Origin of the sequence: Streptomyces sp. NPDC002138 (genome assembly GCF_040296485.1) — a bacterium.
Taxonomy (GTDB): Bacteria; Actinomycetota; Actinomycetes; order Streptomycetales; family Streptomycetaceae; genus Streptomyces.
In genome coordinates this window covers 36,841-62,951 of sequence record NZ_JBEOXE010000033.1, presented here as the reverse complement: position 1 = coordinate 62,951, position 26,111 = coordinate 36,841, and the positions used below count along the sequence as shown (strand labels likewise).

The 26,111-nt window shown below is 73.1% G+C and carries 29 protein-coding genes; 7 read left to right on the top strand and 22 right to left on the bottom strand.

The annotated features are described in order from the left end of the window. Positions 1 to 151: 151 nt before the first annotated feature. Entirely contained in the window at positions 152 to 1,657 is a 1,506-nt protein-coding gene (locus tag ABT084_RS21985) for a PP2C family protein-serine/threonine phosphatase (protein WP_351046426.1), read from the top strand. Between the two features lie 96 nt (positions 1,658 to 1,753). Here ABT084_RS21985 and ABT084_RS21980 read toward each other — a convergent pair whose 3' ends face one another. The 3 genes from ABT084_RS21980 to ABT084_RS21970 all read right to left on the bottom strand — a co-directional run bounded on the left by ABT084_RS21980 (position 1,754) and on the right by ABT084_RS21970 (position 3,238). Continuing rightward, the gene (locus ABT084_RS21980) at positions 1,754 to 2,092 is read right to left on the bottom strand and encodes a DUF2516 family protein (protein ID WP_351046489.1); all 339 of its coding nucleotides are present in this window, start codon (positions 2,090 to 2,092) and stop codon (positions 1,754 to 1,756) included. Positions 2,093 to 2,263: 171 nt separating this feature from the next. Further along, a complete protein-coding gene (locus ABT084_RS21975; protein WP_351046423.1) occupies positions 2,264 to 2,842 on the bottom strand; it encodes a hypothetical protein in 579 nt (192 codons plus the stop codon). Between the two features lie 24 nt (positions 2,843 to 2,866). Continuing rightward, entirely contained in the window at positions 2,867 to 3,238 is a 372-nt protein-coding gene (locus ABT084_RS21970; protein ID WP_351046422.1) for a helix-turn-helix domain-containing protein, read from the bottom strand. 354 nt (positions 3,239 to 3,592) lie between these two features. Between ABT084_RS21970 and ABT084_RS21965 the strand changes: the two genes are divergently transcribed. Beyond that, positions 3,593 to 4,330, top strand: a complete 738-nt coding sequence (locus ABT084_RS21965) for a VOC family protein (protein ID WP_351046419.1) — start codon at positions 3,593 to 3,595, stop codon at positions 4,328 to 4,330. A gap of 40 nt (positions 4,331 to 4,370) precedes the next feature. Here the strand turns inward: ABT084_RS21965 and ABT084_RS21960 are convergent, their stop codons facing one another. Together ABT084_RS21960 and ABT084_RS21955 are read right to left on the bottom strand one after the other, a co-directional pair. Continuing rightward, positions 4,371 to 5,450, bottom strand: a complete 1,080-nt coding sequence (locus ABT084_RS21960; RefSeq protein ID WP_351046416.1) for a serine hydrolase domain-containing protein — start codon at positions 5,448 to 5,450, stop codon at positions 4,371 to 4,373. A gap of 257 nt (positions 5,451 to 5,707) precedes the next feature. After that, positions 5,708 to 6,286, bottom strand: coding sequence for a helix-turn-helix domain-containing protein (locus ABT084_RS21955; RefSeq protein ID WP_351046413.1), 579 nt, complete (start codon positions 6,284 to 6,286; stop codon positions 5,708 to 5,710). Positions 6,287 to 6,566: 280 nt separating this feature from the next. On the opposite strand from ABT084_RS21955, the gene ABT084_RS21950 reads away from it, so the two are divergent. Continuing rightward, positions 6,567 to 8,024: an MFS transporter gene (locus ABT084_RS21950; protein WP_351046412.1), complete on the top strand. Its 1,458-nt coding sequence runs from the start codon at positions 6,567 to 6,569 to the stop codon at positions 8,022 to 8,024. A 37-nt stretch (positions 8,025 to 8,061) separates the two neighbouring features. Here the strand turns inward: ABT084_RS21950 and ABT084_RS21945 are convergent, their stop codons facing one another. The 4 genes from ABT084_RS21945 to ABT084_RS21930 form a co-directional block, all read right to left on the bottom strand. Beyond that, positions 8,062 to 8,862, bottom strand: coding sequence for a putative protein N(5)-glutamine methyltransferase (locus tag ABT084_RS21945; RefSeq protein ID WP_351046409.1), 801 nt, complete (start codon positions 8,860 to 8,862; stop codon positions 8,062 to 8,064). Between the two features lie 5 nt (positions 8,863 to 8,867). Then, complete coding sequence (locus tag ABT084_RS21940; protein ID WP_351046408.1) at positions 8,868 to 9,794, bottom strand: sigma-70 family RNA polymerase sigma factor; 927 nt, start codon at positions 9,792 to 9,794, stop codon at positions 8,868 to 8,870. A gap of 72 nt (positions 9,795 to 9,866) precedes the next feature. Beyond that, positions 9,867 to 11,123 carry a GNAT family N-acetyltransferase gene (locus ABT084_RS21935; protein WP_351046405.1) on the bottom strand — a complete coding sequence of 419 codons (1,257 nt, stop codon included), beginning with the start codon at positions 11,121 to 11,123 and terminating at the stop codon, positions 9,867 to 9,869. Between the two features lie 145 nt (positions 11,124 to 11,268). Beyond that, entirely contained in the window at positions 11,269 to 11,853 is a 585-nt protein-coding gene (locus tag ABT084_RS21930) for an RsiG family protein (protein ID WP_351046403.1), read from the bottom strand. Positions 11,854 to 11,986: 133 nt separating this feature from the next. Here ABT084_RS21930 and dtd point away from each other — a divergent pair, with 133 nt between their 5' ends. Further along, positions 11,987 to 12,412 (top strand): D-aminoacyl-tRNA deacylase, encoded by a 426-nt coding sequence (gene dtd / locus ABT084_RS21925; protein WP_328299532.1) that lies wholly within the window; start codon positions 11,987 to 11,989, stop codon positions 12,410 to 12,412. A gap of 64 nt (positions 12,413 to 12,476) precedes the next feature. Here dtd and ygfZ read toward each other — a convergent pair whose 3' ends face one another. The 13 genes from ygfZ to ABT084_RS21860 form a co-directional block, all read right to left on the bottom strand. Next, positions 12,477 to 13,442: a CAF17-like 4Fe-4S cluster assembly/insertion protein YgfZ gene (gene ygfZ, locus ABT084_RS21920; protein ID WP_351046400.1), complete on the bottom strand. Its 966-nt coding sequence runs from the start codon at positions 13,440 to 13,442 to the stop codon at positions 12,477 to 12,479. A gap of 10 nt (positions 13,443 to 13,452) precedes the next feature. Beyond that, the gene (locus ABT084_RS21915; protein ID WP_351046398.1) at positions 13,453 to 13,890 is read right to left on the bottom strand and encodes a Fur family transcriptional regulator; all 438 of its coding nucleotides are present in this window, start codon (positions 13,888 to 13,890) and stop codon (positions 13,453 to 13,455) included. A gap of 75 nt (positions 13,891 to 13,965) precedes the next feature. Further along, positions 13,966 to 14,538, bottom strand: a complete 573-nt coding sequence (locus tag ABT084_RS21910; RefSeq protein WP_351046395.1) for a heme-binding beta-barrel domain-containing protein — start codon at positions 14,536 to 14,538, stop codon at positions 13,966 to 13,968. Between the two features lie 285 nt (positions 14,539 to 14,823). Then, positions 14,824 to 15,717, bottom strand: coding sequence for a hypothetical protein (locus ABT084_RS21905; protein ID WP_351046392.1), 894 nt, complete (start codon positions 15,715 to 15,717; stop codon positions 14,824 to 14,826). Next, positions 15,714 to 16,616 (bottom strand): hypothetical protein, encoded by a 903-nt coding sequence (locus ABT084_RS21900; RefSeq protein ID WP_351046389.1) that lies wholly within the window; start codon positions 16,614 to 16,616, stop codon positions 15,714 to 15,716. Before ABT084_RS21900 ends, ABT084_RS21905 begins: the two co-directional genes overlap by 4 nt. Then, positions 16,613 to 17,452: a hypothetical protein gene (locus ABT084_RS21895; RefSeq protein ID WP_351046386.1), complete on the bottom strand. Its 840-nt coding sequence runs from the start codon at positions 17,450 to 17,452 to the stop codon at positions 16,613 to 16,615. The genes ABT084_RS21900 and ABT084_RS21895 overlap by 4 nt, the downstream gene beginning before the upstream one ends. Positions 17,453 to 17,613: 161 nt before the next feature. After that, a complete protein-coding gene (locus ABT084_RS21890; protein ID WP_502968991.1) occupies positions 17,614 to 17,889 on the bottom strand; it encodes a DUF3099 domain-containing protein in 276 nt (91 codons plus the stop codon). Between the two features lie 110 nt (positions 17,890 to 17,999). After that, on the bottom strand, positions 18,000 to 18,290 hold the full coding sequence (locus ABT084_RS21885) for a DUF1416 domain-containing protein (protein ID WP_330331710.1): 291 nt from the start codon (positions 18,288 to 18,290) through the stop codon (positions 18,000 to 18,002). A 55-nt stretch (positions 18,291 to 18,345) separates the two neighbouring features. Continuing rightward, on the bottom strand, positions 18,346 to 19,191 hold the full coding sequence (locus tag ABT084_RS21880; RefSeq protein ID WP_351046383.1) for a sulfurtransferase: 846 nt from the start codon (positions 19,189 to 19,191) through the stop codon (positions 18,346 to 18,348). Between the two features lie 200 nt (positions 19,192 to 19,391). After that, positions 19,392 to 19,475 (bottom strand): Ms5788A family Cys-rich leader peptide, encoded by an 84-nt coding sequence (locus ABT084_RS21875; protein WP_351046484.1) that lies wholly within the window; start codon positions 19,473 to 19,475, stop codon positions 19,392 to 19,394. A 173-nt stretch (positions 19,476 to 19,648) separates the two neighbouring features. Next, entirely contained in the window at positions 19,649 to 20,350 is a 702-nt protein-coding gene (locus tag ABT084_RS21870; protein WP_351046380.1) for an LmeA family phospholipid-binding protein, read from the bottom strand. 75 nt (positions 20,351 to 20,425) lie between these two features. Beyond that, positions 20,426 to 21,610 (bottom strand): hypothetical protein, encoded by a 1,185-nt coding sequence (locus ABT084_RS21865; RefSeq protein WP_502968992.1) that lies wholly within the window; start codon positions 21,608 to 21,610, stop codon positions 20,426 to 20,428. 517 nt (positions 21,611 to 22,127) lie between these two features. Continuing rightward, positions 22,128 to 22,382 (bottom strand): MoaD/ThiS family protein, encoded by a 255-nt coding sequence (locus tag ABT084_RS21860; RefSeq protein WP_351046374.1) that lies wholly within the window; start codon positions 22,380 to 22,382, stop codon positions 22,128 to 22,130. Between the two features lie 475 nt (positions 22,383 to 22,857). Between ABT084_RS21860 and ABT084_RS21855 the strand changes: the two genes are divergently transcribed. The 3 genes from ABT084_RS21855 to ABT084_RS21845 all read left to right on the top strand — a co-directional run bounded on the left by ABT084_RS21855 (position 22,858) and on the right by ABT084_RS21845 (position 26,045). After that, complete coding sequence (locus ABT084_RS21855; protein WP_351046371.1) at positions 22,858 to 23,673, top strand: winged helix-turn-helix transcriptional regulator; 816 nt, start codon at positions 22,858 to 22,860, stop codon at positions 23,671 to 23,673. A gap of 24 nt (positions 23,674 to 23,697) precedes the next feature. Beyond that, the gene (locus tag ABT084_RS21850) at positions 23,698 to 24,720 is read left to right on the top strand and encodes a LacI family DNA-binding transcriptional regulator (protein ID WP_351046368.1); all 1,023 of its coding nucleotides are present in this window, start codon (positions 23,698 to 23,700) and stop codon (positions 24,718 to 24,720) included. Between the two features lie 101 nt (positions 24,721 to 24,821). Beyond that, entirely contained in the window at positions 24,822 to 26,045 is a 1,224-nt protein-coding gene (locus ABT084_RS21845) for a S1C family serine protease (protein ID WP_351046365.1), read from the top strand. Positions 26,046 to 26,111 lie beyond the last annotated feature (66 nt).

Here is a 26,111-nt window from a genome sequence, read left to right as displayed (position 1 = left end):
GTGACGTTGGTCATCCCAGGACGGTCGATCCCACGCGATAACGGCATATGCCGGAGGCGGCCGCCGGCGACGGCATTCACGCGCCGGGCGGGGACCGCTAGGGTCGGGGCGCACGAGCGCACCCTCGGGGGGAGGGAAGGAACCGGAGACGATGCCCGCATCCGTACCGCGGCAGAGGGACACCCCGCCCGCGGAGAGCGGTCAGGCCCGCCTGCCAGCCCCGCACGCCGTCGTACCGTCCCAGCCGGGCGGCACGGCCCAGTCCGGCACGGCCCCGTACGGGCAGGGCACGCCCCAGTCGGCCACCGCCCAGCCCAGCGGCCCCCAGGCCCTGACGCTGTTGGTGATCCAGGACGACCCCGCGGGCCTCACCGTCCCCGAGATCCTCGACGCCGACGGCCACCGCATCCGCATCCGCACCGCGCGCAACCTGACCGAGGCGGCGCGGCTGCTCACCCATGACGTGCACTGCATCCTGCTCGACCTGTCCCTGCCCGGAACCGGGACCGGAAACGGGCACGGGTACGGGACCGGGCACGGGTACGGGACCGGGCACGGGTACGGAAGCGGGAACAGCAACGGGATCGGAATCGGAATCGGGATCGCGGGCGGCCACCGGATCACGGGCGGGACCGGAACGGCCAACGGCACGGACCCCACCGACGGCACCGATCCGGCCGACGACGAGCTTGCGGTTCTGCGCCAGGTGCTGCGCATGGCCCCGCGCCACGCCGTCCTGGTCCTGACCGCCGAGGCCGACGCCGAACGCGCCGCCGAGGCGGTCCGCGTCGGCGCCCAGGACTTCCTCTTCGGCAGCGAGCTGGACGGACGGTTGCTGAGCCGCGCCATCCGCTACGCGGTGGAACGAAAACGCGCCGACATCGCCCAGTACAAGCTGGCCGAGTCGCGGCTGCGCGCCCAGGAGAACGCCCGCCTGGAACGCGGCCTGCTCCCCCACCCCCTGCTCGAGGGCTCCGACCTGCGCTTCGCCGCCCGCTACCACGCGGGCCGCAGCCGGGCCCTGCTCGGCGGGGACTTCTACGACACCGTCCGCACCCCCGACGGCACCGTCCACGCGATGATCGGTGACGTCTGCGGCCACGGCCCGGACGAGGCGGCCCTCGGCGTGGAGCTGCGCATCGCCTGGCGCGCGCTGACCCTGGCGGGTCTGTGCGGGGACGACCTGCTGGCCACGCTCCAGGAGGTGCTGGAGGTGGAACGTCCCTGCGACGAGATCTTCGCGACCCTCTGCACCGTGGACATCTCCCCCGACGGCCGCCGCGCGGGCCTGTGCCTGGCGGGCCATCCGGCCCCGCTCATATCCCGGCCGGGCCGCCCCGCACGACTCCTCCCCTACGAGGACAGCGGCCCGGCGTTGGGACTGCTGCCCCGGGCCCGCTGGCCCCGCCGCCAGGTCGACCTCGGCGGCACCTGGAGCCTGATGCTCTACACCGACGGCCTGATCGAGGGCCGGATCGGGGCCGGGCGCGAACGCCTCGGCCAGGACGGCATGGTCGAGATGATCAACCGGCACCTGGACCACGGCCTGCGCGGCGAGGGCCTGCTGGAAGCGGCCGTCACCGAGGCCCGCCGCCTCAACGGGGGCGAGCTGACCGACGACGTGGCCGTCGTCCTCCTGGACCGCGTGTCGGGCTGACGCGCGGACGCCGGCCGGCCCGCCCGCTGAACCGGCCGCCGCTACAGCTGACCGGGACCGAACGCCCGCTACCGAACGCCCGCTACCGACCGCCCGCTACCGGCCGCCGTTGTAGGGCCCGTACGGCCCGTCACTGCTGCTGCCGCCGCTGCGCCGGCCGCCGCCCGAGACCTGCTTGAGGGCCGGGCGTACGTCGACGAAGAAGACGATGGTGGCGACCAGACCGGCGATCTGCAGGAACAGCATGCCCAGGAAGAAGTCGACCAGGACCGTGACCCCGAGGATCACCAGCCAGAAGGTCTTGGTCTGCTTGCCGGCGGCCCGGTACGCGTCCTCACGGGCCAGCAGCGCGAGGACGAACGCCGCGACCGCGAGCAGCAGCATGGCGTAGCCCAGCAGGGGGAGGACCCCATTGTCGAAACCCCGCATCAACATCGACTCGACCGCCTTCTCGCGCATGCATACGTCGTCGGAACGCCCTCGTCTCCACGCTACCGGGTGGGCGATCTCATGGAAGGACAACGGACCGGGCACCCGCAAAGGTGCCCGGTCCGGTGCGTGTCATTCGCGCTGCTCAGCGCGGGACGCGGCCTCGAGGTGACGTGATCAGCCGGCGTCGTCCGGCGTGGCGGCGGCCTTCTTGGCCGTGTTCTTGCGCGGGGCGGTGCGCTTCGCGGCGGGCTTGTCCTCCGCTGCGGGCGCCTCGTCCACCGGCTCGGCCTCGACCACGGCCACCGCCACGGGGGCGGGGTCCGGCTCGACGATCTCGGCGATGTCCACGATCTCGTCGGAGACCTCGCCGCGCCAGGCCCGTACGGCCTGCTCGCCGTGCTCGGCGACCTTGTCGTAGGTCTCCTTGGCACGCACCGCGTACTCCGCCGCCACGCCCACCCCGCGCAGCGCCAGGTCCTGCGCGCTCTCCCCGAGCTTCTTCGGGTCGAAGGCCCCGAGGACCTCGGCGACCTTGGCGGTCACCGCTTCCTGGGCCTCGCGCGCCTTGTCCTGCACGACCTTCGGGTCCGTGTTCTTCACGGCCTCGATCCGCGCCGGGGCCTCGGCCCGCAGCTGCTCGATGAGCCCGGGCACCTTCTTGGCCTGCTGCACGGCGAGGTCGGCGGTGCCGGCGGCGAAGTAGAGCGGGGTCGGGTCGGTGAGGGTCTTCTTCAGGTCATCGGCGATGGCCATGTGCTGGTCCTCCCGGATCACAGTTCAGTTCGTCTGGGGCATCGTGGCGTCGGACTCGTTCTCCTTGCGGAACGACTCGTAGATCTGGAGCAGCACCTGCTTCTGCCGCTCGCTGATCGACGGGTCGGCGAGGATGACGGCGCGCGTCTCCACCTCGTCGCGGTCCCGCTCGTCGAGGATCCCGGCCTGCACGTACAACGTCTCCGCGGAGATCCGCAGCGCCTTGGCCAGCTGCTGCAGGATGTCCGCACTCGGCTTGCGCAGCCCGCGCTCGATCTGGCTGAGGTACGGATTGGAGACCCCCGCCGCCTCGGCCAGCTGCCGCAGCGAGAGCTGCGCCTGCCTCCGCTGCTCGCGGAGGTACTCGCCGAGATTCCCGACGTTGAGCGATGCCATACCCCGATCCTGCCGCACCTTGCTAACTATTGCAAGCACCTGCTTGCAAAAGCACCCACAGGGAGAGCGGCGTTGTCAGTGGGCTCTGCCAGGGTGCGCGTCGTGGACGAACTGCTGGAGCGTGTCGACGATCGCGATCGCGTGCTGGGGCTGGTGGTCAGCCGCCGGCAGGCCATCCGGGAGGGGTGGCTGCACCGGGTCGCCGTGACGGTGTGCCGGGATGAGCGGGGGCGGATCCTCGTCCACCGGCGGTCGGAGCGGCTGTCGCGCTTCCCCGGGCTCCCTGCGGACCGCCGTGTTGTGGCGTCCGGATGCGCGTTGTCGTCGCGGGGTGGGCTGCATAGGGTCGGGCGTATGGCGACACGGCTCGTACAACTCGCGATGGATGCCCTGGACGACTCCGCGCTCGGGCGGTTCTGGGCCGAGGTGCTCGGGTGGGGGGTGGAGAGTGAGGGGCCCGGGGTGACCAACCTCGAACCCCTCGGGTTCGTCTATCCCGATCCCGTCGCCGTCTGCATCGACGTCGTGCGGGTCCCGGAACCCAAGACGGTGAAGGGCCGGGTGCACATCGACCTCGCCACCACCTCCGCCGCCCACCAGGCGGAGCTGGTCGAGCGCCTCGGGGTGCTCGGGGCGAGGCCCGCCGACGTGGGGCAGGGCGATGTCCCCTGGACGGTCATGGCCGACCCGGAGGGCAACGAGTTCTGCGTGCTGGAGCCCCGGGAGATCTACCGGGACACCGGGCCGATGGCCGCGGTGGTCGTCGACTGCGTCGACCCGCGAGCCATGGCCCGGTTCTGGGGCGAGGCGATGGACTGGACCCTGCACGAGGTGACCGACGCTCAGGCGGTGCTGCGCTCGGCCCAGGGCGTCGGCCCGTACCTCGAGTTCATCCGCACCCCCGGCGCGAAGACCGCGAAGAACCGCCTCCACTTCGACCTGCGCCCGTACCCCGGAGAGGATCAGGCGGCGGAGGTGGCCCGGCTGCGGGCCCTCGGCGCCGTCGATGTCGAACTCGGCCAGGGCGACGTGCCGTGGACGGTCCTGGCCGACCCGGAGGGCAACGAGTTCTGCGTCCTCACCCCGCGCTGACCCGCGACCCGCGACCGCGACCCGCGCTGCCGCCCGGTCTTCAGCGGGGTGTGGTGCCGCGGCACAGGGCCTTGTCCACGAGGGTCTCGACGCGCCCCATGGCCGTCGGGTCGGCCGGCTGGACGGTGACCGCGACGTTGGCGGCGCGGCCGTCGTCCGTGACGGCGCCCCGGGTCTCGTATCCCGGGAAGCTTCCGCCGTGGCCCCAGGAGAGGCCGCCGCAGGACAGCGGCTTGCTCGCGATGCCGAGGCCGTAGCGGGCGCCCGCGCCGAAGGCGTCGGCGGGGACCGTGGTGCGCATCTGGTCGAGCTGGGCCTTCGGGAGCAGGCGGCCGCCCAGGAGCTCGGTGTAGAACCGGTTGAGGTCGGAGTTGGTGGAGATCATCGCCCCTGCCGACCAGGCCCAGGACGGGTCGACCTCCGTGAAGTCGCTCAGCGGTGCGTCCGCCGACTGCCTGTAGTAGCCGTGCGGGTGGGGCTCGCGGATCGTCTTGTCGCCAGGGGCGGGGAAGTAGGTGTGGCGCAGCCCGATCCGCTTGATGACGCGACGGGTGATCTCCTCGCCGACGGGACGGTGGGTGACGTGCTCGACGATCAGGCCGGCCAGGACGTAGTTCGTGTTGCTGTACTCCCACTTCGTTCCGTGCTCGAAGCGGGACGGGTGCGCGAGGGCGATCGCGACGAGCTCGAGGGGGGTGTAGGGCTTCAGCTGGAGGTCGTACTCCGTGTAGTTGGGGATGCCGCTGGTGTGCTGCAGGAGCTCGCGGACGGTGATGCGGCTCCCGTCGATGCCCTCCCCGCGGACGAGGCCCGGCAGGTAGGTGTCGACCGGCGCGTCGAGGCGGATCCGCCCCTCGGCGACCAGCTGCAGCACGACGACCGCGGTGAACGCCTTGGTGTTGCTGCCGATCCGCACCTGGCCGTCCCGGGGCACTTCCGCGCCGGTGGCCAGGTCGCCGATGCCCGCGGTGTAGGTGCGGGTGTGGCCGTCGCGGCCGCGTACGCTCGCCAGCGCGGCGGGGATGCCGTCGTCCCGGACCAGCGCGTCCAGGCCCTGCTGGACGGTGTCCGGCCGGGTGGCCGCGAACGCCGCGGGCGGGGCCAGGAGACCCGCCGCCATCACTCCGAGGGCCACGGCCGCCGCGGCCCGCCACCCCCGCCGCCGACCCCGCGGCTCCTGGCTCCGGCCCTGTCGTCCGGTGGTGGGACGGGATCTCTGCGACGCCTGCTCACGCACGAGCCAACTCCTGGGGAATCAAAGGGAATCCAGCGGTATCTGCCGGTCCCAGCATGTCCGCGCGCCGCCCCCCGCCACGAACCGGCTACCCACCGGCTCAGGGTGGGGCCAGCCCCCCCCTCGCGCCCCGCCACCACCGGTCAATCCGCCGACGGTCGCGGGTCCTTGCGGGGTTGCGCGCGCACGTGCATGCGCTCGCCCTGGCGGCCGAAGAGGCTGAGCAGCTCGACGGGGCGGCCGTCCGCGCTGGTGAACCAGTGGGGCAGCCGGGTGTCGAACTCGGCCACCTCGCCCGGGCCGAGGACCAGGTCGTAGTCGGCGAGGACGAGGCGCAGGCGGCCGTCCAGGACGTACAGCCACTCGTAGCCCTCGTGCGTCCGCGGGGCCGGTTCCGCACCCCGGTCCGCGATGACCATCTTGAACGCCTGCAGCGGGCCCGGGCTCCGGGACAGGGCGACGGACGTGCCACCGCTCGCCATGGTGCGGGGTGTCAGCCGCACCCGCGGGTCCCCCACCTCCGGGGCGCCGACCAGGTCGTCCAGCGGGACCCGGTACGCGTCGGCGAGCGGCAGCAGGAGCTCCAGGCTCGGGCGGCGCTGCCCGGACTCCAGCCGGGACAGCGTGCTCTTGGAGATGCCGGTCTCCTCGGCGAGCGCCGCCAGCGTCAGCCCCCGGCGGGCGCGCAGCCGCTTGAGCCGGGGCCCGACCTCGTCGAGCACGGCCCGATGCCGGGACGGCGTCCCGCCGAGCGGGGGGCGCGCCGCGGGCTCGGGATCGGAACCCGCCGCGGGGCCCCGCTCGGGACCCGCCGCAGGGCCCCGCCCCGGCTCCGGCTCAGCGGTCGCGTGAGTATCCATGCGGGCATTCCACCCTCTCGTCCCGGAACCGGCAACAGAAGTTGCCGCGGGCCCCGGCCGGGCGCACGCTCCGGACACACCCGCCCCCACCCTCCCCCACCCGCCCCCGCGTTCGCGGCGGCGTCGCAGATCGGAGTTCACGGTGAAGTCCACCCCGACGGGGCCCGCCACGGCCGCCCCCAGAGGCACGCAGCGCACACCCGCCCCCGTCCGGTGGGTGCTCGCCGGGCTGTCCCTGTCCATGCTGCTGTCCTCGCTCGGCACCAGCATCGCCAACGTCGCGCTGCCGACGCTGGCCGACGCCTTCGACGCCTCGTTCCAGCAGGTCCAGTGGATCGTCCTGGCCTACCTCCTCGCCATCACCACCCTGATCGTCGGCGCCGGCCGGCTCGGCGACATCACCGGCCGCCGACGGCTGCTCCTGGCCGGGATCCTCGTCTTCACGGCGGCCTCCGTCCTGTGCGGCCTCGCGCCCACGCTCTGGATGCTGATCGCCGCCCGCGCCGCCCAAGGCCTCGGCGCGGCCGTCATGATGGCCCTGACCATGGCGTTCGTCGGGGAGGCGGTCCCCAAGGAACGCACCGGCAGCGCCATGGGCCTGCTCGGCACCATGTCCGCCGTCGGCACCGCGCTCGGCCCCTCGCTCGGCGGCCTGCTGATCTCCGGGCCCGGCTGGCGGGCGGTCTTCCTGGTCAACCTGCCGCTGGGCATCGCGGCCTTCCTCCTCGCCCGCCGCCACCTGCCCGCCGACCGGCGGGAACCGCAGGTCCCCCGGCTCCGCTTCGACCACGCGGGCACCGCGCTGCTCGCGCTGACCCTCGCGGCCTACGCGCTCGCGATGACCCTGGGGCGCGGCGCCTTCGGCCCGCTCAACCTGGCGCTGCTGGCGCTCGCCGCCCTCGGCGTCGTCCTCTTCGTCCGCACCGAGACGCGCGCGCCCGCGCCGCTGCTGCGGCCCGCGCTCTTCCGGGACCGGGCGCTGGGCGCGAGCCTCGCCATGAGCGCGCTCGTCTCGACGGTGATGATGGCGACGCTGGTGGTCGGCCCGTTCTACCTCTCGCGCACCCTCGGACTCGCCGCGGCCCCGGCCGGGCTGGTCCTGGCCGCCGGTCCGCTCGTGGCCGCGCTGAGCGGCGTACCGGCGGGGCGGATCGTGGACCGGTTCGGCGCGCCGCGCACGACGGTCGCGGGCCTGATCGCGATGGCGGCCGGTGCCTGCGGCCTGGCCGCGGCGCCGCGGGCGCTGGGCACGGCCGGGTACGTCGTCCCGCTCGTCGTCGTCACCATCGGCTACGCGGTGTTCCAGACGGCCAACAACACCGCCGTCATGGCCGAGGTGCTCCCGGACGGGCGGGGCGTCGTCTCGGGCATGCTCAACCTGTCGCGCAACCTCGGGCTGATCACCGGGGCGTCGGTCATGGGCGCCGTGTTCGCGCTCGCGGCGGCGACGGCCGACATCACCACGGCCGCGCCCGGGGCCGTCGCCACCGGCATGCGGATCACCTTCGCGGTCGCCGCGGCCCTGGTCGGCCTCGCCCTCGCCGTCGCCACCGCCCTCGCCGTCGCGGCCCGGCGCCGGGACCTCCCGGCCGCGCCGTAGCGGCGCAGCGCCGTAGCGCCGTAGCGCCGTAACCCGGTTACGACGCGGCCGTACCGATGACCACGGTCGCGTCGAGCTCCTCCGAGGACACCACCTCGACCTCGCCGAACCCGGCCCTCGTCAGCGCCTCGGTGGTCCACGGCGCCTGCCGGTCGCTGGTCTCGATCAGCAGCCGCCCACCCGGCGCGAGCCACGGCAGGGCGCCCGCCGCGACCCGGCGCTGGACCGCGACGCCGTCCGCGCCGCCGTCCAGGCTGGTCAGCGGTTCGTGCTCGCGGGCCTCCGGCGGCAGCAGCCCGATCTCCTCCGTGGGCACGTACGGCGCGTTCGCGACCAGGACGTCGATCCGGCCCATCAGCGCGCCGGGCAGCGGACCGTACAGGTCGCCCGCGTAGACCCGGCCGCCGTACGCGGCCACGTTGCGCACGGCGTACGAGAGCGCTGCCGGGTCGATGTCGGCGGCGTGCAGCTCCACGCGCCCGCCCCGCCCGCCGAGCCGCGCCGCCACGGCCGCCCCGACCGCGCCCACCCCACAGCACAGGTCCAGCACCACCGCGCCGGACCGCCCGCGCGCCACGGCCTCGCGCACCAGGAACTCGCTGCGCCGGCGCGGTACGAACGCCCCCTCGCCCACCGCCATCCGCAGCCCGCAGAACTCGGCCCAGCCCACCACGTGTTCCAGCGGCTGCCCGGCCACCCGGCGCGCCACCAGCGCGGCCAGGTCCGCGCCCTCCGCGGCGGCGGCCAGCAGCAACTCCGCCTCCTCCTCCGCGAAAACGCAGCCCGCCGCGCGCAGGGTGGCGACGAGGTTCTCCACTGACGTGGGCGTCGAAGACAAGTGGCTCAGTCCTCCAAGACTGCGACATCGAGGTGTTCCAGACGGACCGGGTCCGCCAGGATGTCGATCGCGACGATGCGGCCGCCGCTGACCGTGAAGCCCATGACCGCGACCGGCTTGCCGTCGGGCATCGTGACCGCGCCGGGCGCGCCGTTGACGAGGGCGGGCCGCGCGAAGGGCGACAGCCGCTGGAAGGTGAGCGCCTGCCGGGCCACCGCTGCCGCGCCGCGCACCGGCCCGCTGAGCCCGCCCGCCACCTCCCCGAGGTCCACGCGCAGCACGACCTCCGGGTCCAGGACCGCGATCAGGTCCTCGAAGCTGCCCCCGCGCGACGCGGCGAGGAAGGCCCCGACGACCTCCCGCTGCCGCCCCAGGTCCGCATCGGGGACGGGCGCACCGCCCTGGACCCGGCGCCGCGCCCGGCTGGCGAGCTGCCGGGCGGCGGCCGGGGTGCGCTCCACGATGGGGGCGATCTCGTCGAAGGTCACCCCGAACATGTCGTGCAGGACGAACGCGAGGCGCTCCGCGGGCGCGAGCTGTTCCAGGACGACGAGCAGGGCGAGCCCGACCGAGTCCGCGAGCAGGACCTCCTGCTCGGGGTCGAGGCCTTCGGCGCGGCTCACGATGGGGTCCGGTACGTGGATCCGCGCCTCCAGGGACTCCTCGCGGCGGGACCTGCGGGAGCGCAGCTGGTCCAGGCAGACCCGGGCGACGACCGTGGTGAGCCAGCCGCCCAGATTGGCGACCTCGCCGGTGTCGGAGCGGTCGAGCCGGATCCAGGCCTCCTGGACGGCGTCGTCGGCCTCGGCCAGCGAGCCGAGCATGCGGTAGGCGACGGCCCGCAGGTGCGTGCGCCGCTCCTCGAACCGCGCCGCCAGCACGTCGCTCGCGTTGCCACCCTCGTGCTCGTTCTCGTGCTCGTGCTCGTTCATCCCGTGCTCCCCTTCGTCATACCTCTGACGGATGCGCGACCCCCGGTGTGACAGCCCCGGGTGACGGGCGGGTCAGAAGACGTCCGGGCACCACGGGCGCCGCCCGGTGCGCAGCAGCGCGTCCGCCAGCGCCACCGCCCCCGGCCGCAGCTCCTCGATCCCGCCCAGCGCCGCCAGCCGCACCGCGGACTCGTCGCCGAGGTAGAGCGAGCCCAGCAGGCCCACGTCCAGCCGCAGGTCCGCGGGCTCGGCGGTCGCAGCGCACCGCGCCGACCCCGCCCCGGCTTCCGCATCCAGCCGGAAGCGGCCCCCGGCCGGCCCGGCCGCGTCCGTGACCTCCAGAACCAGGGACCCGGACACGGCGTACGTCCGCGCCCGGAGCGCCGCCGCCACGTCCAGCAGCCGCACCCAGAGGTAATCGGCGCTGGTCAGGACCCGGGCGGCACGCGGGTCGGGCAGCAGCAGCGGAGCGAGGTCGTCCGGGGCCCGGTAACCGGTGCGCACCTTCATCACCCAGTCGATGGAGCACAGGTAGTGCCACAGCGCCCGCTGCGCCGCCACGGTGACCCCGATCAGGTCCTTGACCGTGACCGTGTTCATCGGGACCTTCGCGTCCGCCCAGTGGTCGTCGGCCCGGTAGGCCACCAGCCCCTCCACCGCACCGGCAGCCGAGCGGTAGACGGCGTGGAACGTGGGCTTGTAGGGGCGTACGGAGATCTCCTCCGCGCCGGTGGCCAGGTCCCACCAGCGTTCCGTCCGGTTGACCGCGCCGTGCGTCGTGGCCCGCAACCGCTCGTGCAGGGCGGGGCCCACCCGCCGTACCTCGGCGGCGTCCACGAGGTCGATCCGCGCGCCGCCCTCGGGGGCGGCCCAGCGCGGATCGAGTCCGGTGCGCGGGACGTCGATCTCCCATTCCGATATGGCCGTGGCGGGCCCGTACCCGTACCGCCCGTAGATCGGATACTCGGCGGCGATCAGCGTCGACAGCACGTCCCCGCGCTCCTTGGCGGCGGTCAGGTCGGCGCGCATCATCCGGCTGAGCAGCCCGCGGCGCCGGTGCGTGGGCGAGACGGTGACGTTGGAGACCGCGCTCGCCGCCACCCGCGCGCCGCCCGGCACGGTCAACTCCTGGGCGAACGAACGAAAGGTGCCCACGCAGCGGCCGGTGTCCGCGTCGAAGGCACCCTGAGTGCGGGAGAGATCGGTGTACTTGGTGCGCTGAACGATGTCCGCCTCGGTCACCACCGAGGCGTCCAGAAAGCCGGTCGACACGGCTTGCAACCACTCGGGAAGCTCGGATTCGACGATGGTCCGGACGTCAGTGCTCATAACAGGCCACGCTAATCGCGCCCGTGGCGTCCGGTCGCCCCATTTTCCCGCCGGGCGGACCGGCGGATGAGCCCGGCGGGTGAGCCCGGCGGATGAGCCCGGCGGATGAGCCCGGCGGATGAGACGGACAGGCCGGAGCGGCGGCTCAGAGCAGCAGGTCGTCCACCTGCGCCTCGCCCTCCCGGTAGCGCCGGGTGATCTCCGCGCTGCAGTCGTCCGCCGTGCGCTGCAACTGCCGGCGGCGCCGCGAGACCTGCTGCTCGTAGCGGACCAGCTTGCCCATCCCGTCGTGCAGCTCACCGTCCGTACGGGCGCCCAGGTCCGACAGCTCCACATCGGCCAGCATCTCCGTCGCCAGCAGGCGGTACTCCTCGCTGTGCGGGGTGCCGAGCGTGACGTGGCGCGCGGAGGCGCTGCGGCTGGAGGGTGCGTCGGCGAGGATCTCGGAGAGCCGGTCGACGACGGGCGACTCGGGGTCGGTGCGCCGGGCCAGTTCGGCGCGCAGGATGTCGATCCGGCCCTGCAGGAGTCTGCGGACGTAGCTCAGGTCGGCCTCGTCGCGCTGCGCGTCGCGGCGCAGGGCGCGCAGCTCCGGCAGGCCGAGCGAGCCGGCGGCCTGCGGTGCGTCGCCGGTGCTGCCCGTACCGGTGCGCTGCGCGGGCGGCCGTACCGCGGCGGCGGCGGAGAGCGCCGAGGTGTCGATGCCGGTGCCGGTGTCAGAAATATTCATGCGTTCATGTCCGTCCCCTCGACCGGTGCATGGCAGCACCGCCTGCACGCATCGTGCCACTCTCCGTGGTGTGGACGCAGTCCCACTCCACCCGATCGGCCCCGGACGGGTGCACGCCTGGTACACAGGTGGTATGCGAGCAGTGGTGCAGAGGGTGGACGGCGCGAGCGTCGTCGTGGCGGGCGAGACCGTGGGCGAGATCGTCGGCGAGGGGCTGTGCGTCCTGGTGGGGGTGACCCACGACGACACTCCGGAGAAGGCCGCGCTGCTGGCGCGCAAGCTGTGGTCCGTCCGGATCCTGGAGGCCGAGAAATCGTGCAGTGACGTGGACGCGCCCCTGCTGGTGATCTCCCAGTTCACGCTCTACGGCGACGCCCGCAAGGGCCGCCGCCCCACCTGGAACGCGGCGGCTCCCGGGCCGGTCGCCGAGCCGCTGGTGGACGAGGTCGTCGCGCAGCTGCGCGCGCTCGGGGCGACGGTGGAGACGGGCCGGTTCGGGGCGGACATGCGCGTCTCGCTCACCAACCACGGCCCGTTCACCATCGTCATCGACATCTAGTCACCGACGGCCGTGCCGACGTCCGGAAGGCGGCACGGCTCCACGGTCCTACGGCTCCACGGTCCTACGGCTCCACGACCGTCTCCTGCGCGGCCGCGATCGTGCCGGCCAGCAGCTCCGCGTCCACCGGGACGTTCCTCTTCACCAGGGCGAGCGCGATCGGCCCCAGCTCGTGGTGGCGGACCGCGGTGGTGACGAAGCCGAGCTGGCGGCCCTCCGAGCCGTCGGCGGCGAGCCGTACGGGCGTGCCGTGCGGCGGCAGCAGCACGTCCGAGCCGTCCAGGTGCAGGAAGACCAGGCGGCGCGGCGGCTTCCCCAGGTTGTGGACGCGGGCGACCGTCTCCTGCCCGCGGTAGCAGCCCTTCTGCAGGTGAACGGCGGTGCCGATCCAGCCCAGCTCGTGCGGGATCGTGCGGTGGTCGGTCTCGGCGCCGAGCCGAGGCCGGTGGGCCTCGACGCGCAGCGCCTCGTACGCGTCCAGCCCGGCGGCCGGGCCGTGGGCCGCGGCGAAGGCCTCCAGCTCCGCGCGGGGCAGGAACACGTCGCGGCCGTACGGGGTCTCCCGTACCGCGTGCTCCTTCGCCACCTCGGCGGTCGAGCCCGCCGGGAGGTGGACCACGGCGAAGTCGGCCGTGCGGTCGGCGGTTTCGACGCGGTAGAAGAACTTCATCGACTCCAGGTAGGCGAGCAGCGCCTCCTGGGTGCCGGGCTCGACGTGCGCCCAGACCGTCTCGCCGTCGTCGACCAGGTAGAGGGCGTGCTCGATGTGTCCGTTGGCGGAGAGGATCAGCGCCTCGGTGGCCTGGCCGGGCGGCAGTTCGGTGAGGTGCTGGGTGAGCAGCAGGTGCAGCCAGGACAGCCGTTCGGGACCGGTGACGGTGATGACGCCGCGGTGCGAGAGGTCGACGAAGCCGCGGCCGTCGGCGAGGGCGCGCTGTTCGCCGTACAGCTCTCCGTAGTGGGCTGCTACGCCCTCGTCACGGCCTTCTGCCGCCACCGCACCGGGAAGATTGAGCAAAGGGCTGGTCATGGACCCAAGCCTACGACTGTGCGGACGCCGCCTTGGCGGCGCAGTCGCGGCAGCGCCCGAAGATCGCGAAGTGCTTCATGTCGGTCTCGAAGCCGAAGTCGGCGCGCAGCTTCGCGGTGAACTCGGCGGCGACGTCCACGTCCGCCTCGATGACCTCGGTGCAGTCCCGGCACACCAGGTGGATGTGGTGGTGCCGGTCCGCGAGGTGGTACGTCGGCGCGCCGTGCCCGAGGTGGGCGTGCGAGACCAGGCCCAGCTCCTCCAGCAGCTCCAGGGTCCGGTAGACGGTGGAGATGTTCACGCCGGAAGCGGTCTTGCGTACATGTACGAGCAGCTCGTCGGGGGTGGCGTGCTCGAGGACGTCCACCGCTTCCAGCACGAGCTGGCGCTGCGGGGTCAGGCGGTATCCGCGCTGCCGCAGGTCACTCTTCCAGTCGGTGCTCACCACGGGCCCAGTGTAGGCGTGCGGAAGGGGATCGCGGAGGGTCCGCGATCCCCTTTCACCGTGCGTAGCCGCCGGGGCTCAGCGGAAGAAGGCGATGCCGTCGTCCGGCATGTCCGGGAGGTTGCGCGCCATCTCGGCGACCTCCTCGGGCGTGACGACCTTCTTCAGCTGGGCCGACATGTACGGGCGCAGCTCGATCTCGGGGGTGGCCTTCTCGCCGACCCACATCAGGTCGCCCTTGACGTAGCCGTAGAGCCGCTTGCCGCCGCTGTGCGGGCGGGAGGACGCGGTGCGCGCGACCGCGTCGGTGATCAGGTCGATCTGGGGCTTCTGGTCGGCCAGGTCGCCGTACCAGATCTCCACGACGCCCTGGTCGCGGACCATGACGACCTCGACCTTGCGCTCCTTGTCGATGCGCCAGTAGCCCTTCTCGGACTCCAGCGGGCGGACCTTCTTGCCGTCGGCGTCGAGGACCCACGTGTGCGAGGAGTACTCCAGGAAGTCCCGGCCGTCATGGCTGAAGACGACCTCCTGGCCGAAGTTGCACTTCTCTTCACCGGGGTAGTCGAAGACGCCCGCGCCCTCCCAGGTACCGAGGAGGAAGGCGAGGGGCAGGAGGTCCGGGTTCAGGTCGGACGGGATCTGGATCATGAATGGCTGCTCAGGCGATCTGTGGGAGGAGGGGTTCCGGAGGGCGGCCGATCAGGAGATCAGCGCTGGCCCTGGTACAGCTTCTTCACGGCCAGACCGCTGAAGGCGAGAACGCCGACGCAGACCAGGACCAGCAGGGAGGTGAAGACTGCCTCAAGCACGGGGTGCTCCTCGGAAGGTTCGTTTGGGCTTCGGGTGGCGATACGGGCCGGGGCCCAAGCCTACTGGCCCGGGCCCCGGGGCACCGTGTGAGGTAGGCCGTACCGCTCACGGCCCGCCCGCGCGCTATTCCAGGAGCTGGTCCTGGAGGATCACCGTCTGGTGGAAGGGCACGTCGGGGACGGTGCCCTGGTGGGTCTGGATCACCAGGGCGAGGAGGTCGCCGGACTGCACGCAGCCGACCTTGGTCTGCTGCGGACCGTAGGGCTTCTCCTCGGCCCAGACGGTGACGGCGGTGTGTTCCATCCGCCCGGCCTTGGCCTGCCCGTTCTGCGCCCGGTCCCAGGCCGGGTCCAGCTCGAGGGCGTCCGCCCCGGCGAAGGTCATGCCCGACTTGCAGCCGTCGAAGGTGCTCGCGAAGCCCGCCGAGTGGAAGCGCAGCAGGTAGACGCGGGTCGCGGTGCCGTCGGCCGTGGTCCAGCCGCGGCCGGCGATCTGGCGCAGCGCGGACTCCTCCCGCAGCCCCCTGCGCAGCTGCTCCCGGTACTTCTCGGAGTACTCCTCCAGGAAGCGGTCCTGGGTGACCATGCCGTCCTTGTCCGCCTTGAGGCTCTCGTCGGGCCTGGAGCCCTCCGGGGCGGGCAGGAGCAGCTGGCTCAGCGCGGCGTAGTGGATGCCGTCGGCGTTGTCCGGGGTGAAGGGCAGCGGGGCGCCCGCGGGCAGCACCGGCTTGGCGACCGCGGGGTACGTCCAGCGGCCGTCGTCCTTGGTGGCCAGGCCCGGGATGTCCGTGCGCGCGGGCTTGATCACGGCGTACGCCGTCCCCGCGGCGGCGACGGCGAAGACCAGCGCGGCCGCCGTCCAGCGCAGGGCGGCGAAGAGCGCGCGGCGGTCCCGGGGGGCGGCCGGGGGGACCGGGATCCCGGACAGGTCCGGTGCGGCGAAGGGGTTCGCGGGCTCGGCCGGGGGCGTGCTCCCGGCGGGGGCCGGGAGGGTCTCGGTGGCGGTCTTGTCGGTCACGCGGACTCCCCGGGGGACTTCAGGCGGTCGAGCTGCCGGCGGAAGAGCTTGACCTCTTCGCCGGCGTTGAACGGCTTGGGGCCGTAGGCGTGGAAGCTGATCAGGAAGTCGCCCTGGGAGGCGGTGCACAGGACCGACTCCAGCGGCTCCCGCTTCTCGCCCTCGTCGTTCTTCTCCCCGTCGCCGATGGCCCGCAGCGAGCACTTGGCGTCGGGGTACCCCTCGACCTTGGGGGCCTCGCGGTCGTCGCCGAGGAACTCCAGCAGCTTCTTGGTGAACTCGCCGAACTGGCTGACCGCCTGCGGATCGGCCTGCGTGATCGAGATCTCGACGACCCGGTCCCCGCTCTCGTCGCGGAAGGTGCGTCCCGCCTGGCCCTTGAGCTTGAGCTGGTCGATCATCTTGTCGCTCTCCTCGCGCCGGTCGGCGGCGAGGTTGCGGTTGCTCTCCTTCATCAGCTGGGCGGCCTTGGCGCCCGGCACGGTGAAGTAGTTGCTGCGCTCGCCCAGGTCGGGACCCGGCCGGTAGTGGTCCGGCACCGGGAGCAGCCGGTCGCCGAGGTCGCCCAGCGACACGGCGGGCGGGGTGGGCGCGTCGGCGCCCGGGGCGGGGTCCTTCGCCTGCCAGTACACGGTGCGGGCGCTGCGGGCGGCGTCGCCGATCCAGCCCTTCGCCCACACGCCGAAGCCACCGACGACCGCGAGGGCCAGGACGGCGCCGAGGGCGGCCGCGGCCTTGCGGTCGACCGCGCGCGGCGGCCGGGCGGTGGCCAGGAGCTCGGGCGCGGGCGCGCCGAGGGGCGGGGCCGCCGCTCCCGCGTCCTCGATCGGCTCGAAGGAGATCTCGGAGAGGGCCGGGGCCCGCCCGTCCGCCCGCGGCGGGGTCTGCGGGTCGGTCACAGCTGTTCCACCTGTCGCTTGGCCAGGTCGACGATGTCCTGGTCGGAGATCTGCCCCGTGTTGTCGAGGTACTCCGTGTACATGACGATGTTGCCGACCCGGACGATCGCCCGGGCCTCGTAGAGGGGCATGTAGCCGGCCTCCTCGTGGGGCTTGGAGTACACCCACGCGCGGCCGACGCCCTTGAGGCCGTCCGGCATCGCGACGCCCAGGTTCCCTGCGCCGCTCTTCGAGCTCGGCATGTAACTGGCCTGGCTCGCCTGGAACTGCGCCGCGCCCGTGCGGTCGCGGAACTGCAGCAGGCTGATCGTCACCGTGGCGCGGCCGCCCGCGTACCAGTGGGACACCGCGACCCGGCGGATGTCGCTCGAGTTGACCGAGACGAACCCCCGGCCGGGCTCGTTGAACCAGTTGGCCGCCCACTCGCCGACGGGCCGGTAGCCCCGCTGGACCTGCTCCGCGCCCTTCGGCGCCTCCAGCAGCAGCTTGGTCAGGTCGTCGTCGGTCTTGTCCCAGCGGTTCGCGTTCACCGAGCGGTACGTGGTCGAGTCGTCCGCCTTGACCGGCTTGGGGGCGACCAGCTGCTGCTGGGCCAGCGGCGCCAGTGGCGTCGGCGGGCGCTGGTACTGCACCCCGTAGCCCGTGGCGACCCCGGCCCCCACGCCGAGGACGGCCGCGGCCGCGATCAGGAGCGCCGTACGGCCCCGGCGGCGACGTGGGCGGGTGTCACTGAGCGTAGCGTCCGGGGTGTTTGCCACCGGAAATTCCGAGCTGTCCGGATCCAGGGCGTTCTCGCCCTCTTTCCTCAGCTCGGGGATGGTCTGTTCGTGTTCCAAGAGAGGGTCCCCCCACAGGACTGCGGCCACAGGATGCATCGCCTGTGCACATGGAGGACTTGTATCTCAGGGGTGAAGTTGTACGCACTGTTATTACGGTTCGATAGCGAGGAATCAATCATTCCGCCATGGGACGGCGTCGCGGACCCCTCATCACGGGATCAGTCGTCGCGGGGCTCGTCCCGCCGCCGCTTCCCGTCCAGCTCGTCCCACCACTCGTCGGACTTCGGGTCCCCCGAGGGGTCGTCCCACCAGCGGTCGTCCGGGCCGCGCCGGTTCGCCGTCATCGCGGCGACCGGCGGGATCAGCATCGCGACGACGCACAGCGCCACGGCCGCCGGCACCGAGATCAGGCGCACCCACGACCAGGCGGAGACGAACAGGAACAGGCACCCGCCCATGAGCAGGAAATAGCCGCGCCGACGCCGGGCGTACATGTCCCAAGGATAGAACCGAATCCGGACGGCGCGAAGGGCCGCACCCCGATCCAGTGGCGTCCAACCCCCGGGGGTGCGGCCCTTCGGCCGGTTCATGTGGTGCGCGGTGTTCAGACCGCGATGGCCACGTCCGTCACGCCACCGGTCTCGGCGACGACGACGGTACGGTCCGCCTTGGCGCCCGGGACCAGCGCCCGCAGGGTCCAGGTGCCTTCGGCGGCGTAGAAGCGGAACTGGCCGGTCGCCGAGGTCGGGACCTCGGCCGTGAACTCACCGGTCGAGTCCAGCAGGCGGACGTAGCCGGACACCGGCTCGCCGCCCTGGGTGATCTGGCCCTGGATGGCCGTCTCGCCCGGCTTGAGCGTGTCGAGGGAGGGCCCGCCGATCTGTGCTCCACACATGTTCTCTGTCCTGTCCTGGAGAGGTCTTCGCGTACGCGCTACAGGTCGTAGCGGGTTACTTGTTGGCGCCCAGCTCGATCGGCACGCCGACCAGCGAGCCGTACTCGGTCCACGAGCCGTCGTAGTTGCGGACGTTCTCCTGGCCCAGCAGCTCGTGCAGCACGAACCAGGTGAGCGCGGAGCGCTCACCGATGCGGCAGTACGCGATGGTGTCCTTCGCCAGGTCGACCTGCTCGGCCTGGTAGAGGGCCGTCAGCTCCTCGTCGGACTTGAAGGTGCCGTCGTCGTTGGCGTTCTTCGACCACGGGATGTTGCGGGCGCTCGGCACGTGGCCGGGGCGCTGCGACTGCTCCTGCGGGAGGTGCGCCGGGGCGAGCAGCTTGCCGCTGAACTCGTCGGGCGAGCGCACGTCGACCAGGTTCTGCGTGCCGATCGCGGCCACGACGTCGTCGCGGAAGGCGCGGATCGAGGAGTCCTGGGGCTTGGCCTTGTACTCGGTGGCCGGGCGCTGCGGGACGTCGGAGCCGTCGACCAGGTCGCGGGAGTCCAGCTCCCACTTCTTGCGGCCGCCGTCGAGCAGGCGGACGTCCTGGTGGCCGTAGAGCTTGAAGTACCAGTAGGCGTAGGACGCGAACCAGTTGTTGTTGCCGCCGTAGAGGACGACCGTGTCGCCATTGGCGATGCCCTTGGCCGAGAGGAGCTTCTCGAAGCCCTCCTGGTCCACGAAGTCGCGGCGCACCGGGTCCTGGAGGTCGCGCTGCCAGTCGATGCGGACGGCGTTCGTGATGTGGTTCTTGTCGTAGGCGGACGTGTCCTCGTCCACCTCGACGATGACGACGTTCGCGTCGTTCAGGTGGGCCTCGACCCAGTCGGCGTCTACGAGGACGTCGCTGCGGCTCATGGTGTTCTCCTCCGGGGCAGTGTGCGGCGGGGCGGTGCGGGTCCTGCGGGTGCGGTGCGGTGGCGCTGCGTCGGCCGCTCCGATGGCTGCCGCGCGTGGATCCGGGTGCGCTTCGACGACCCGCGCGGGGAGGCGAGGGGACGGGAGGCAGGGCGGTCACACGCGGAAGGCCGTCGTCCGGCCGAAGGGGAGCGGGTCGCTCAGAAAGGGCGACAGAGCATGGCGGCGACGCGACACAGGTCTACTGCCCGTCGCTTCGTGAGATCCGCCTGCTGATGCTTCATAGCCATGGATCGTAGGGACGAATCGGCCGCCCTGTCACCGGCGTGTCATATTCCGAGACAGGATCGTCCGCATAGTGGGATACGAGCTCCCCCGCGCCCCCTCCGAAGGGCCCCGGAACCCCCTCGGAGCAGGCCGGAAGGTCCGATCCGCCTGCGGATCGGACCAACCCGTCTCACGATCCGGCCAGCACCACGTCCGAGCCGTCCACCGTGAGGTGCACACCGCCCTCGTCGGAGGTCAGCGCGGAGAGCTTCAGCCCGGTCGGCAGACCGCCGTCGAGGTTCCGGTCGAAGTCGGTGCGCTTGCGCACCAGGGACTCGACGCCCGGGACGCCCTCGCCCGGCACCTCGTCGGCGCGCACGCGCACCGTCGTCCCGTTCACCAGGCTGATCGTGGAGACCACGCTGCGCGTCAGGGACCGGCCCAGCACCTCGACGGACGCGGTCACCTTCACCTTGCCCGGGGCCCCGCCGTAGGTCACGGTGACGCCGTTCTGCGAGGCCTCGGTCAGGTCCGCGTACGAGATCAGCGCGGACCCGTCGGCACGCGCCGCCTTGCCGCTGGTGTAGCCGCTGTTCAGCGTCACGTCGTGGAAGCGCGCGTCGAGTTCGGATATCCGGATCTTGCGGCCGTCGGGGCCCGCGGCGTTGACCCCGCGCAGCTTCACGTCGACCTGTTCGAGCCGGCGGTCCAGCGCCTGGGTCAGGAACGGGAAGCCGTGGATGTCCACGCTGGTCTCCCCGGCCAGCCCCCGCCCCGCCTGGACCTTGGCGGCCAGCTGGTCCTCGGCGTAGCCGACCGCCAGCCGGTCGACGCCCGCCAGGATCCCGGCCAGTACCACTGCGATGATCACGATTACCCGCAGGAAACGCACGTTCCACTCCCCCTACTAATCGGTACGTGCGTTCTAGTTGACCATGACCCCGGTCCCCCGGGGTCGGCCGACCGGTCAGCCGACCACCCGCCCGATCAGGTAGACGGCGGGCGCCGCGGCGGCGAGCGGCAGCGCGACACCGGCCGTCATGTGCACGAACTTGGACGGGTAGTCGTACGCCGCCACGCGCGAGCCGACCAGCGCGCACGCCCCGGCGGCAAGGCCGAGCAGCGCCCCGCCCACCCCGACCGAGGTCAGCCCGCCGACCGCGATGCCCGCACCGGCCGCGGCGGCCAGCGAGACCACGACGGAGGGCATGGTGGGCAGCGGCAGGGCGCGCGCGAACACGGCCACCGCGACGGCGGCCGCGCCGACGCTCACGGCGGCGGGATCGGCGGCCAGGTACCCGGCGCAGACGATCGCGAGGGCGGCCGAGGCCACCGAGGCCATCAGCCCGTACATCCGCTCGTCGGGGTCGGCGTGGCTGCGCAGCTGGAGCACGAGGGTCAGCAGCACCCACGCACCCAGCGTCCCGATGATCGCGCCCGGCCCGTACGAACGCCCCAGCGCGAGGACGGCGATGTCCGCGACCACGGCTCCGGCGAAGGCGAGGGCGATGCCCTGGCGGGCCGGCCACATGCCGTTGAGCCGGAACCAGCCCGCGGCGGTCAGCGCCTGCAGCGCGATGAGCGGGGCCACCAGCCCGAACGGGCCGACGGCGGCGGCGCCGGCCAGCAGCAGCCCGAGCACGGCGGTCAGCACGGCCGCCTGCGGACCCGGGTCGATGATCGGCGAGCGGCCCTCGGCGCGGGCCTGGGCGGGGTCCACGACGCGGGTGCTGCCGCCGAGGGTGGGCGAGGAGTACCCCTCGACCGGGCCGGCCGGCGCCTGCGCGGCGGGTTCGGGCGGGGGCGGGGGCGCGGGGGCCTCGTACCCGGGGTACACGGGCTCCGCGGCCGCCTCGCCGGGCCCGGGGTAGGGCGGGAGGTAGGCGGTCCGCTCCGCCGCGTCCTCGGCCGGAGCGGCGGCCTGGGCGGCCCCGCCGGGCCAGGGCGCGCCCGCACCCCCCCGGGACCAGTCCGGGCCGGGGGCCTGGGCCTGGTACGGGGGCTGCGCGAGGGCCGCCGCGTCGCGGAACCAGGCGTCCGGAGCCACCGGCTCGGCCGCGGGGGCCGGGACGTGGGGCTGCGGGAAGTCGCTCCGGTGGTCCTCCTCGCGGTAGGGCGGGAGGTACGCGGTCTCGGCGGCCGCGGGAGCCACGGATTCCTCGCGGTAGGGCGGCAGGTACGCCGTCTCGGCGGCGGCCGCCGCGGGCTCCTCGCGGTAGGGCGGCAGGTACGCCGTCTCCGCGGCGGCGCCCGCACCCGCACCGGACCCGTCCGGCCACGGGAGACCGCCCTGTGCGCCGCCATGGGACCAGTCCGGGGCGGGAGCGGGAGCCGGGTCGGGCGCGCGGTGCTGCCCCCGGCGCGGCTGCGGCTGCTGGTGCTGCTGGTGCGGCTGCGGCTGCTGGTGCGACGGCTGGTGCTGCTGCGGCTCCTGCGGTGCCTCCTCGCGGAACCACCCCTCCGGGGCCACCGGCTGCTGCGGCAGGTCCCAGGCCTGGCCCGGGATCCCTTCCAGCGGCTCCGCCACCGGGGCCGGGGCGGGCGGCTGGACCGGCTGATAACTCGTGTCCCAGGTCTCCGACTGCCAGGTCTGGGTTCCGTACGGATCCGCGAAGGGATCCTGCGGCCGCTCGGGCCGCTGCTCGTCCGGCGTGGGCGTGGTCATCGGATCACCCGCCCGCGAACGGCGGCAGCACCTCTACGGTGCCGCCTTCGGTCAGGGGGACGGACTCGTGCGGGCGCAGGCCCACGGGCTGCTCGTCCACCAGGAAGGAGCAGCGCTGCAGCACCCGGGTGAGTTCCCCGGGGTGGCGTTCCCGCACGGCGTCGAGCGCCTCGGCCAGGGTCCGCGCCGAGTACGCCTCCTCCGCCGTCTTGGCCGCGGACTTGGCCGCGGCCCAGTAGCGGATGGTTCCGGTTGCCACTGCAGCTCCTATCGTCGGCTCCGTACCGTCGGGCTCCATGATGGCCCCTCCGGCCCCCGACCTCCGCGTGCGTCCGCGCGCCCCTCATGCGCCCAACCGGCCCGACGGGGGTCCACCGATCCGGTGAAACCGGGCACCACCAGGGCCGCGGGGTGGCGGGGACCACAGAATCCGGGCATGGCGAAGCCTCGGCGCGAACCGGGCCGGTGGGCTACTCTGGCTTCGCAGAGGATCCGGGCAACGTAGCCCCCGGGTCCTTTTGTGCTTTCAGCACGTTGAACAACGCGAGAACGAACGACCGAGAACAGTGGCGGCCACGCGGTCCTCAGGGCGCGGGGACACGCGGCCGCCGGCAGCGAGACGTACGAAGCAGTGCCGCATGTCCTCGACGGGACCGAGGAGGAACCGACGTGATGGCCCAGCGAACCGTGCACCACCGGCGACACCGCCAGACCCCGGCAGGGGGGTGGCGGCGATGAGTTCACTGCTGCTGCTGACGAACGCCCTGCAGCCGTCCACCGAGGTGCTGCCCGCCCTCGGCCTGCTGCTCCACAGCGTCCGGGTGGCGCCCGCGGAGGGCCCCGCCCTCGTGGACACCCCGGGCGCCGACGTGATCCTCATCGACGGCCGCCGCGATCTGCCCCAGGTGCGCTCCCTGTGCCAGTTGCTGCGCTCCACCGGCCCGGGCTGTCCGCTGATCCTCGTCGTCACCGAGGGCGGCCTCGCCGCCGTCACCGCCGACTGGGGCATCGACGACGTCCTCCTCGACACCGCGGGCCCGGCCGAGGTCGAGGCGCGCCTGCGCCTCGCCACCGGCCGCCAGCAGCTCGGCTCCGACGACTCCCCGATGGAGATCCGCAACGGCGACCTGTCGGTCGACGAGGCGACGTACTCCGCCAAGCTCAAGGGCCGGGTCCTCGACCTCACCTTCAAGGAGTTCGAGCTGCTCAAGTACCTCGCGCAGCACCCGGGCCGGGTCTTCACCCGCGCCCAGCTGCTGCAGGAGGTCTGGGGGTACGACTACTTCGGCGGCACCCGGACGGTCGACGTCCACGTCCGGCGCCTGCGGGCCAAGCTCGGCCCCGAGCACGAGTCGCTGATCGGCACCGTCCGCAACGTCGGCTACCGCTTCGTGACCCCGGAGAAGGTCGAACGGGCGGCCGAGGAGGCCCGTAAGCAGGCCGTCACCCAGGCCGCCGCCGGGGTGATCGCCGACGCCGACCGGGCCGTCCCCCGGATGGCGGACACGGGCCCTCACACCCGGACGCCCGGCCGCCCTGCCCAGAGCTAGGTCACCCCGCGTAGACTCCCCTGCGTGGCCAAGGTGACGCGGGACGATGTGGCACGACTTGCGGGAACGTCGACCGCGGTCGTGAGCTATGTCATCAACAACGGACCCCGGCCGGTCGCCCCGGCCACGCGCGAGCGTGTCCTCGCCGCGATCAAGGAGCTGGGCTACCGCCCGGACCGGGTCGCGCAGGCCATGGCCTCACGGCGTACCGACCTCATAGGCATGATCGTCCCCGACGCCCGGCAGCCCTTCTTCGCGGAGATGGCGCACGCGGTCGAACAGGCCGCGGCCGAGCGCGGGAAGATGGTCCTGGTCGGCAATTCCGACTACCGGGACGAGCGCGAGGTCCACTACCTGCGCGCCTTCCTCGGCATGCGGGTCTCCGGGCTGATCCTCGTCAGCCAGGGCATGAGCGAGCGCGCCGCCACCGAGATCGAGGCCTGGGACGCCCGCGTGGTGCTGCTGCACGAGCGCCCCGAGGCCATCGACGACGTCGCCGTCGTCACCGACGACATCGGCGGCGCCCAGCTCGCCACCCGCCACCTGCTGGAGCACGGACACGAGTACGTCGCCTGCATCGGCGGCGTCGAGAACACCCCCTCCGTCGGCGACCCGGTCGCCGACCACGTCGAGGGCTGGCGCCGCGCGATGCGGGAGTCCGGGCGCTCGACGGAGGGGCGGCTCTTCGAGGCCCCGTACAACCGCTACGACGCCTACAAGGTGGCCCTGGAGGTCCTGGCCGGACCCCAGCGCCCCCCGGCGATCTTCTGCGCCACCGACGACCAGGCCATCGGGGTGCTGCGCGCCGCCCGCGAGCTGCGGATCGACGTCCCCGGGGAGCTGGCCGTCGCCGGGTTCGACGACGTGAAGGAAGCCGGGCTGACCGACCCGCCACTGACCACGGTCGCCTCGGACCGCCCGGCGATGGCGCGCGCCGCGGTCGACCTGGTCCTGGACGACGCCCTGCGCGTCGCGGGCTCCCGGCGCGAGCGCCTCAAGCAGTTCCCCTCGGCCCTGGTGATCCGCCGCTCCTGCGGCTGCCACTGACCGCCCGTCGGCCTCGGCCTTATATCGGGCATACACGGTTCTGTCGGGCTTCTCAGCGGGGACTCAGGAAGCTCTCATGATCCGCCGCCAGAGTCGTATCCATGACCGACAGCTTCCGCCGCGAAGGCGACCCGCAGGAGAACGGCCCCCACCAGGACGCGCCCTTCGGCGAGACCTGGCAGCGGGGTCATGACCGACTGGCGCACGAGGCCCGGGGCGGCGGCGCCTATCCCCCGCCGCCCGTCCACCCCCCGACCGCCCCGCAAGCGCCGTACGCGGCCCCGGCTCCGGCCCCCGGCTGGTTCGAGGCGCACCAGCCGCCGCCCCCGGTCACCGGCGAGGTACCCGGCCACGCCGCGACCGCCGGGCACGCCCGCCCCCGCCGCCCCTTCGCCCTGCTCGCCGCGGTGGCCATCGCGGCGGCCGTCATCGGCGGCGGCACCTCGGCGGGCATCCAGCAGTACCTCAGCCACCGGGACGGCAGCGGCGGCGGCGTCACCGGGTCCAACGTCTCGCAGTCCACCATCGGCACCGTCTCCGGCGTCGCCGAGCAGGTCAGCCCCTCCGTCGTCCGCATCGACACGACGACCTCGGCCGGCCAGGGCACCGGCTCCGGCGTCGTGGTCACCTCCGACGGCGAGATCGTCACCAACAACCACGTCGTGAGCGGCGCCGCCGAGGTCCAGGTGACCCTGAGCGACGGCAAGAAGTACCAGGCCAGGGTGGTCGGCACGGACCCCGACAAGGACCTCGCCCTGATCAAGCTGCAGGGCGCGAGCGGCCTCAAGGCCGCCAGGTTCGGCAACTCCGACACCACCAAGGTCGGCGACCAGGTCGTCGCGATCGGCTCCCCGGACCGCCTCACCGGCACCGTCACCAGCGGCATCGTCTCGGCGCTGAACCGCGAGGTGAACGTGCCGAAGTCGGAGCAGCAGTCCCCGCAGAGCGGGCGCCAGCGGCAGCAGGGCGGCGACGAGGGATGGCCGTTCTCCTACGGCGGGCGCCAGTTCAACGGCGACACCGGCCAGAACACCACCTCGTACAAGGCCATCCAGACGGACGCCTCCCTCAACCCCGGCAACTCCGGCGGCGCGCTCGTCAACATGAACGGCGAGATCGTCGGCATGCCCTCCGCGATCTACTCCCCCTCCAGCGACAGCTCGGGGGCGGGCAGCGTCGGCCTCGGCTTCGCCATCCCGGTGAACACCATCAAGGCCGACCTGGGCTCCCTGCGCAAGGGCGGCTCCGCGGGCTCCGGAAGCGGTGCGGACAGCGGCGGGACCGCCGGGAACGGCGCCGCGAACGGCTTCGGCACCTCGTACTGATCCGCGCCGCCGTGGCAGGCTTTCAGAGCACGGCCGGCCACCGTCCCACCGAACGAAGACTTGGGG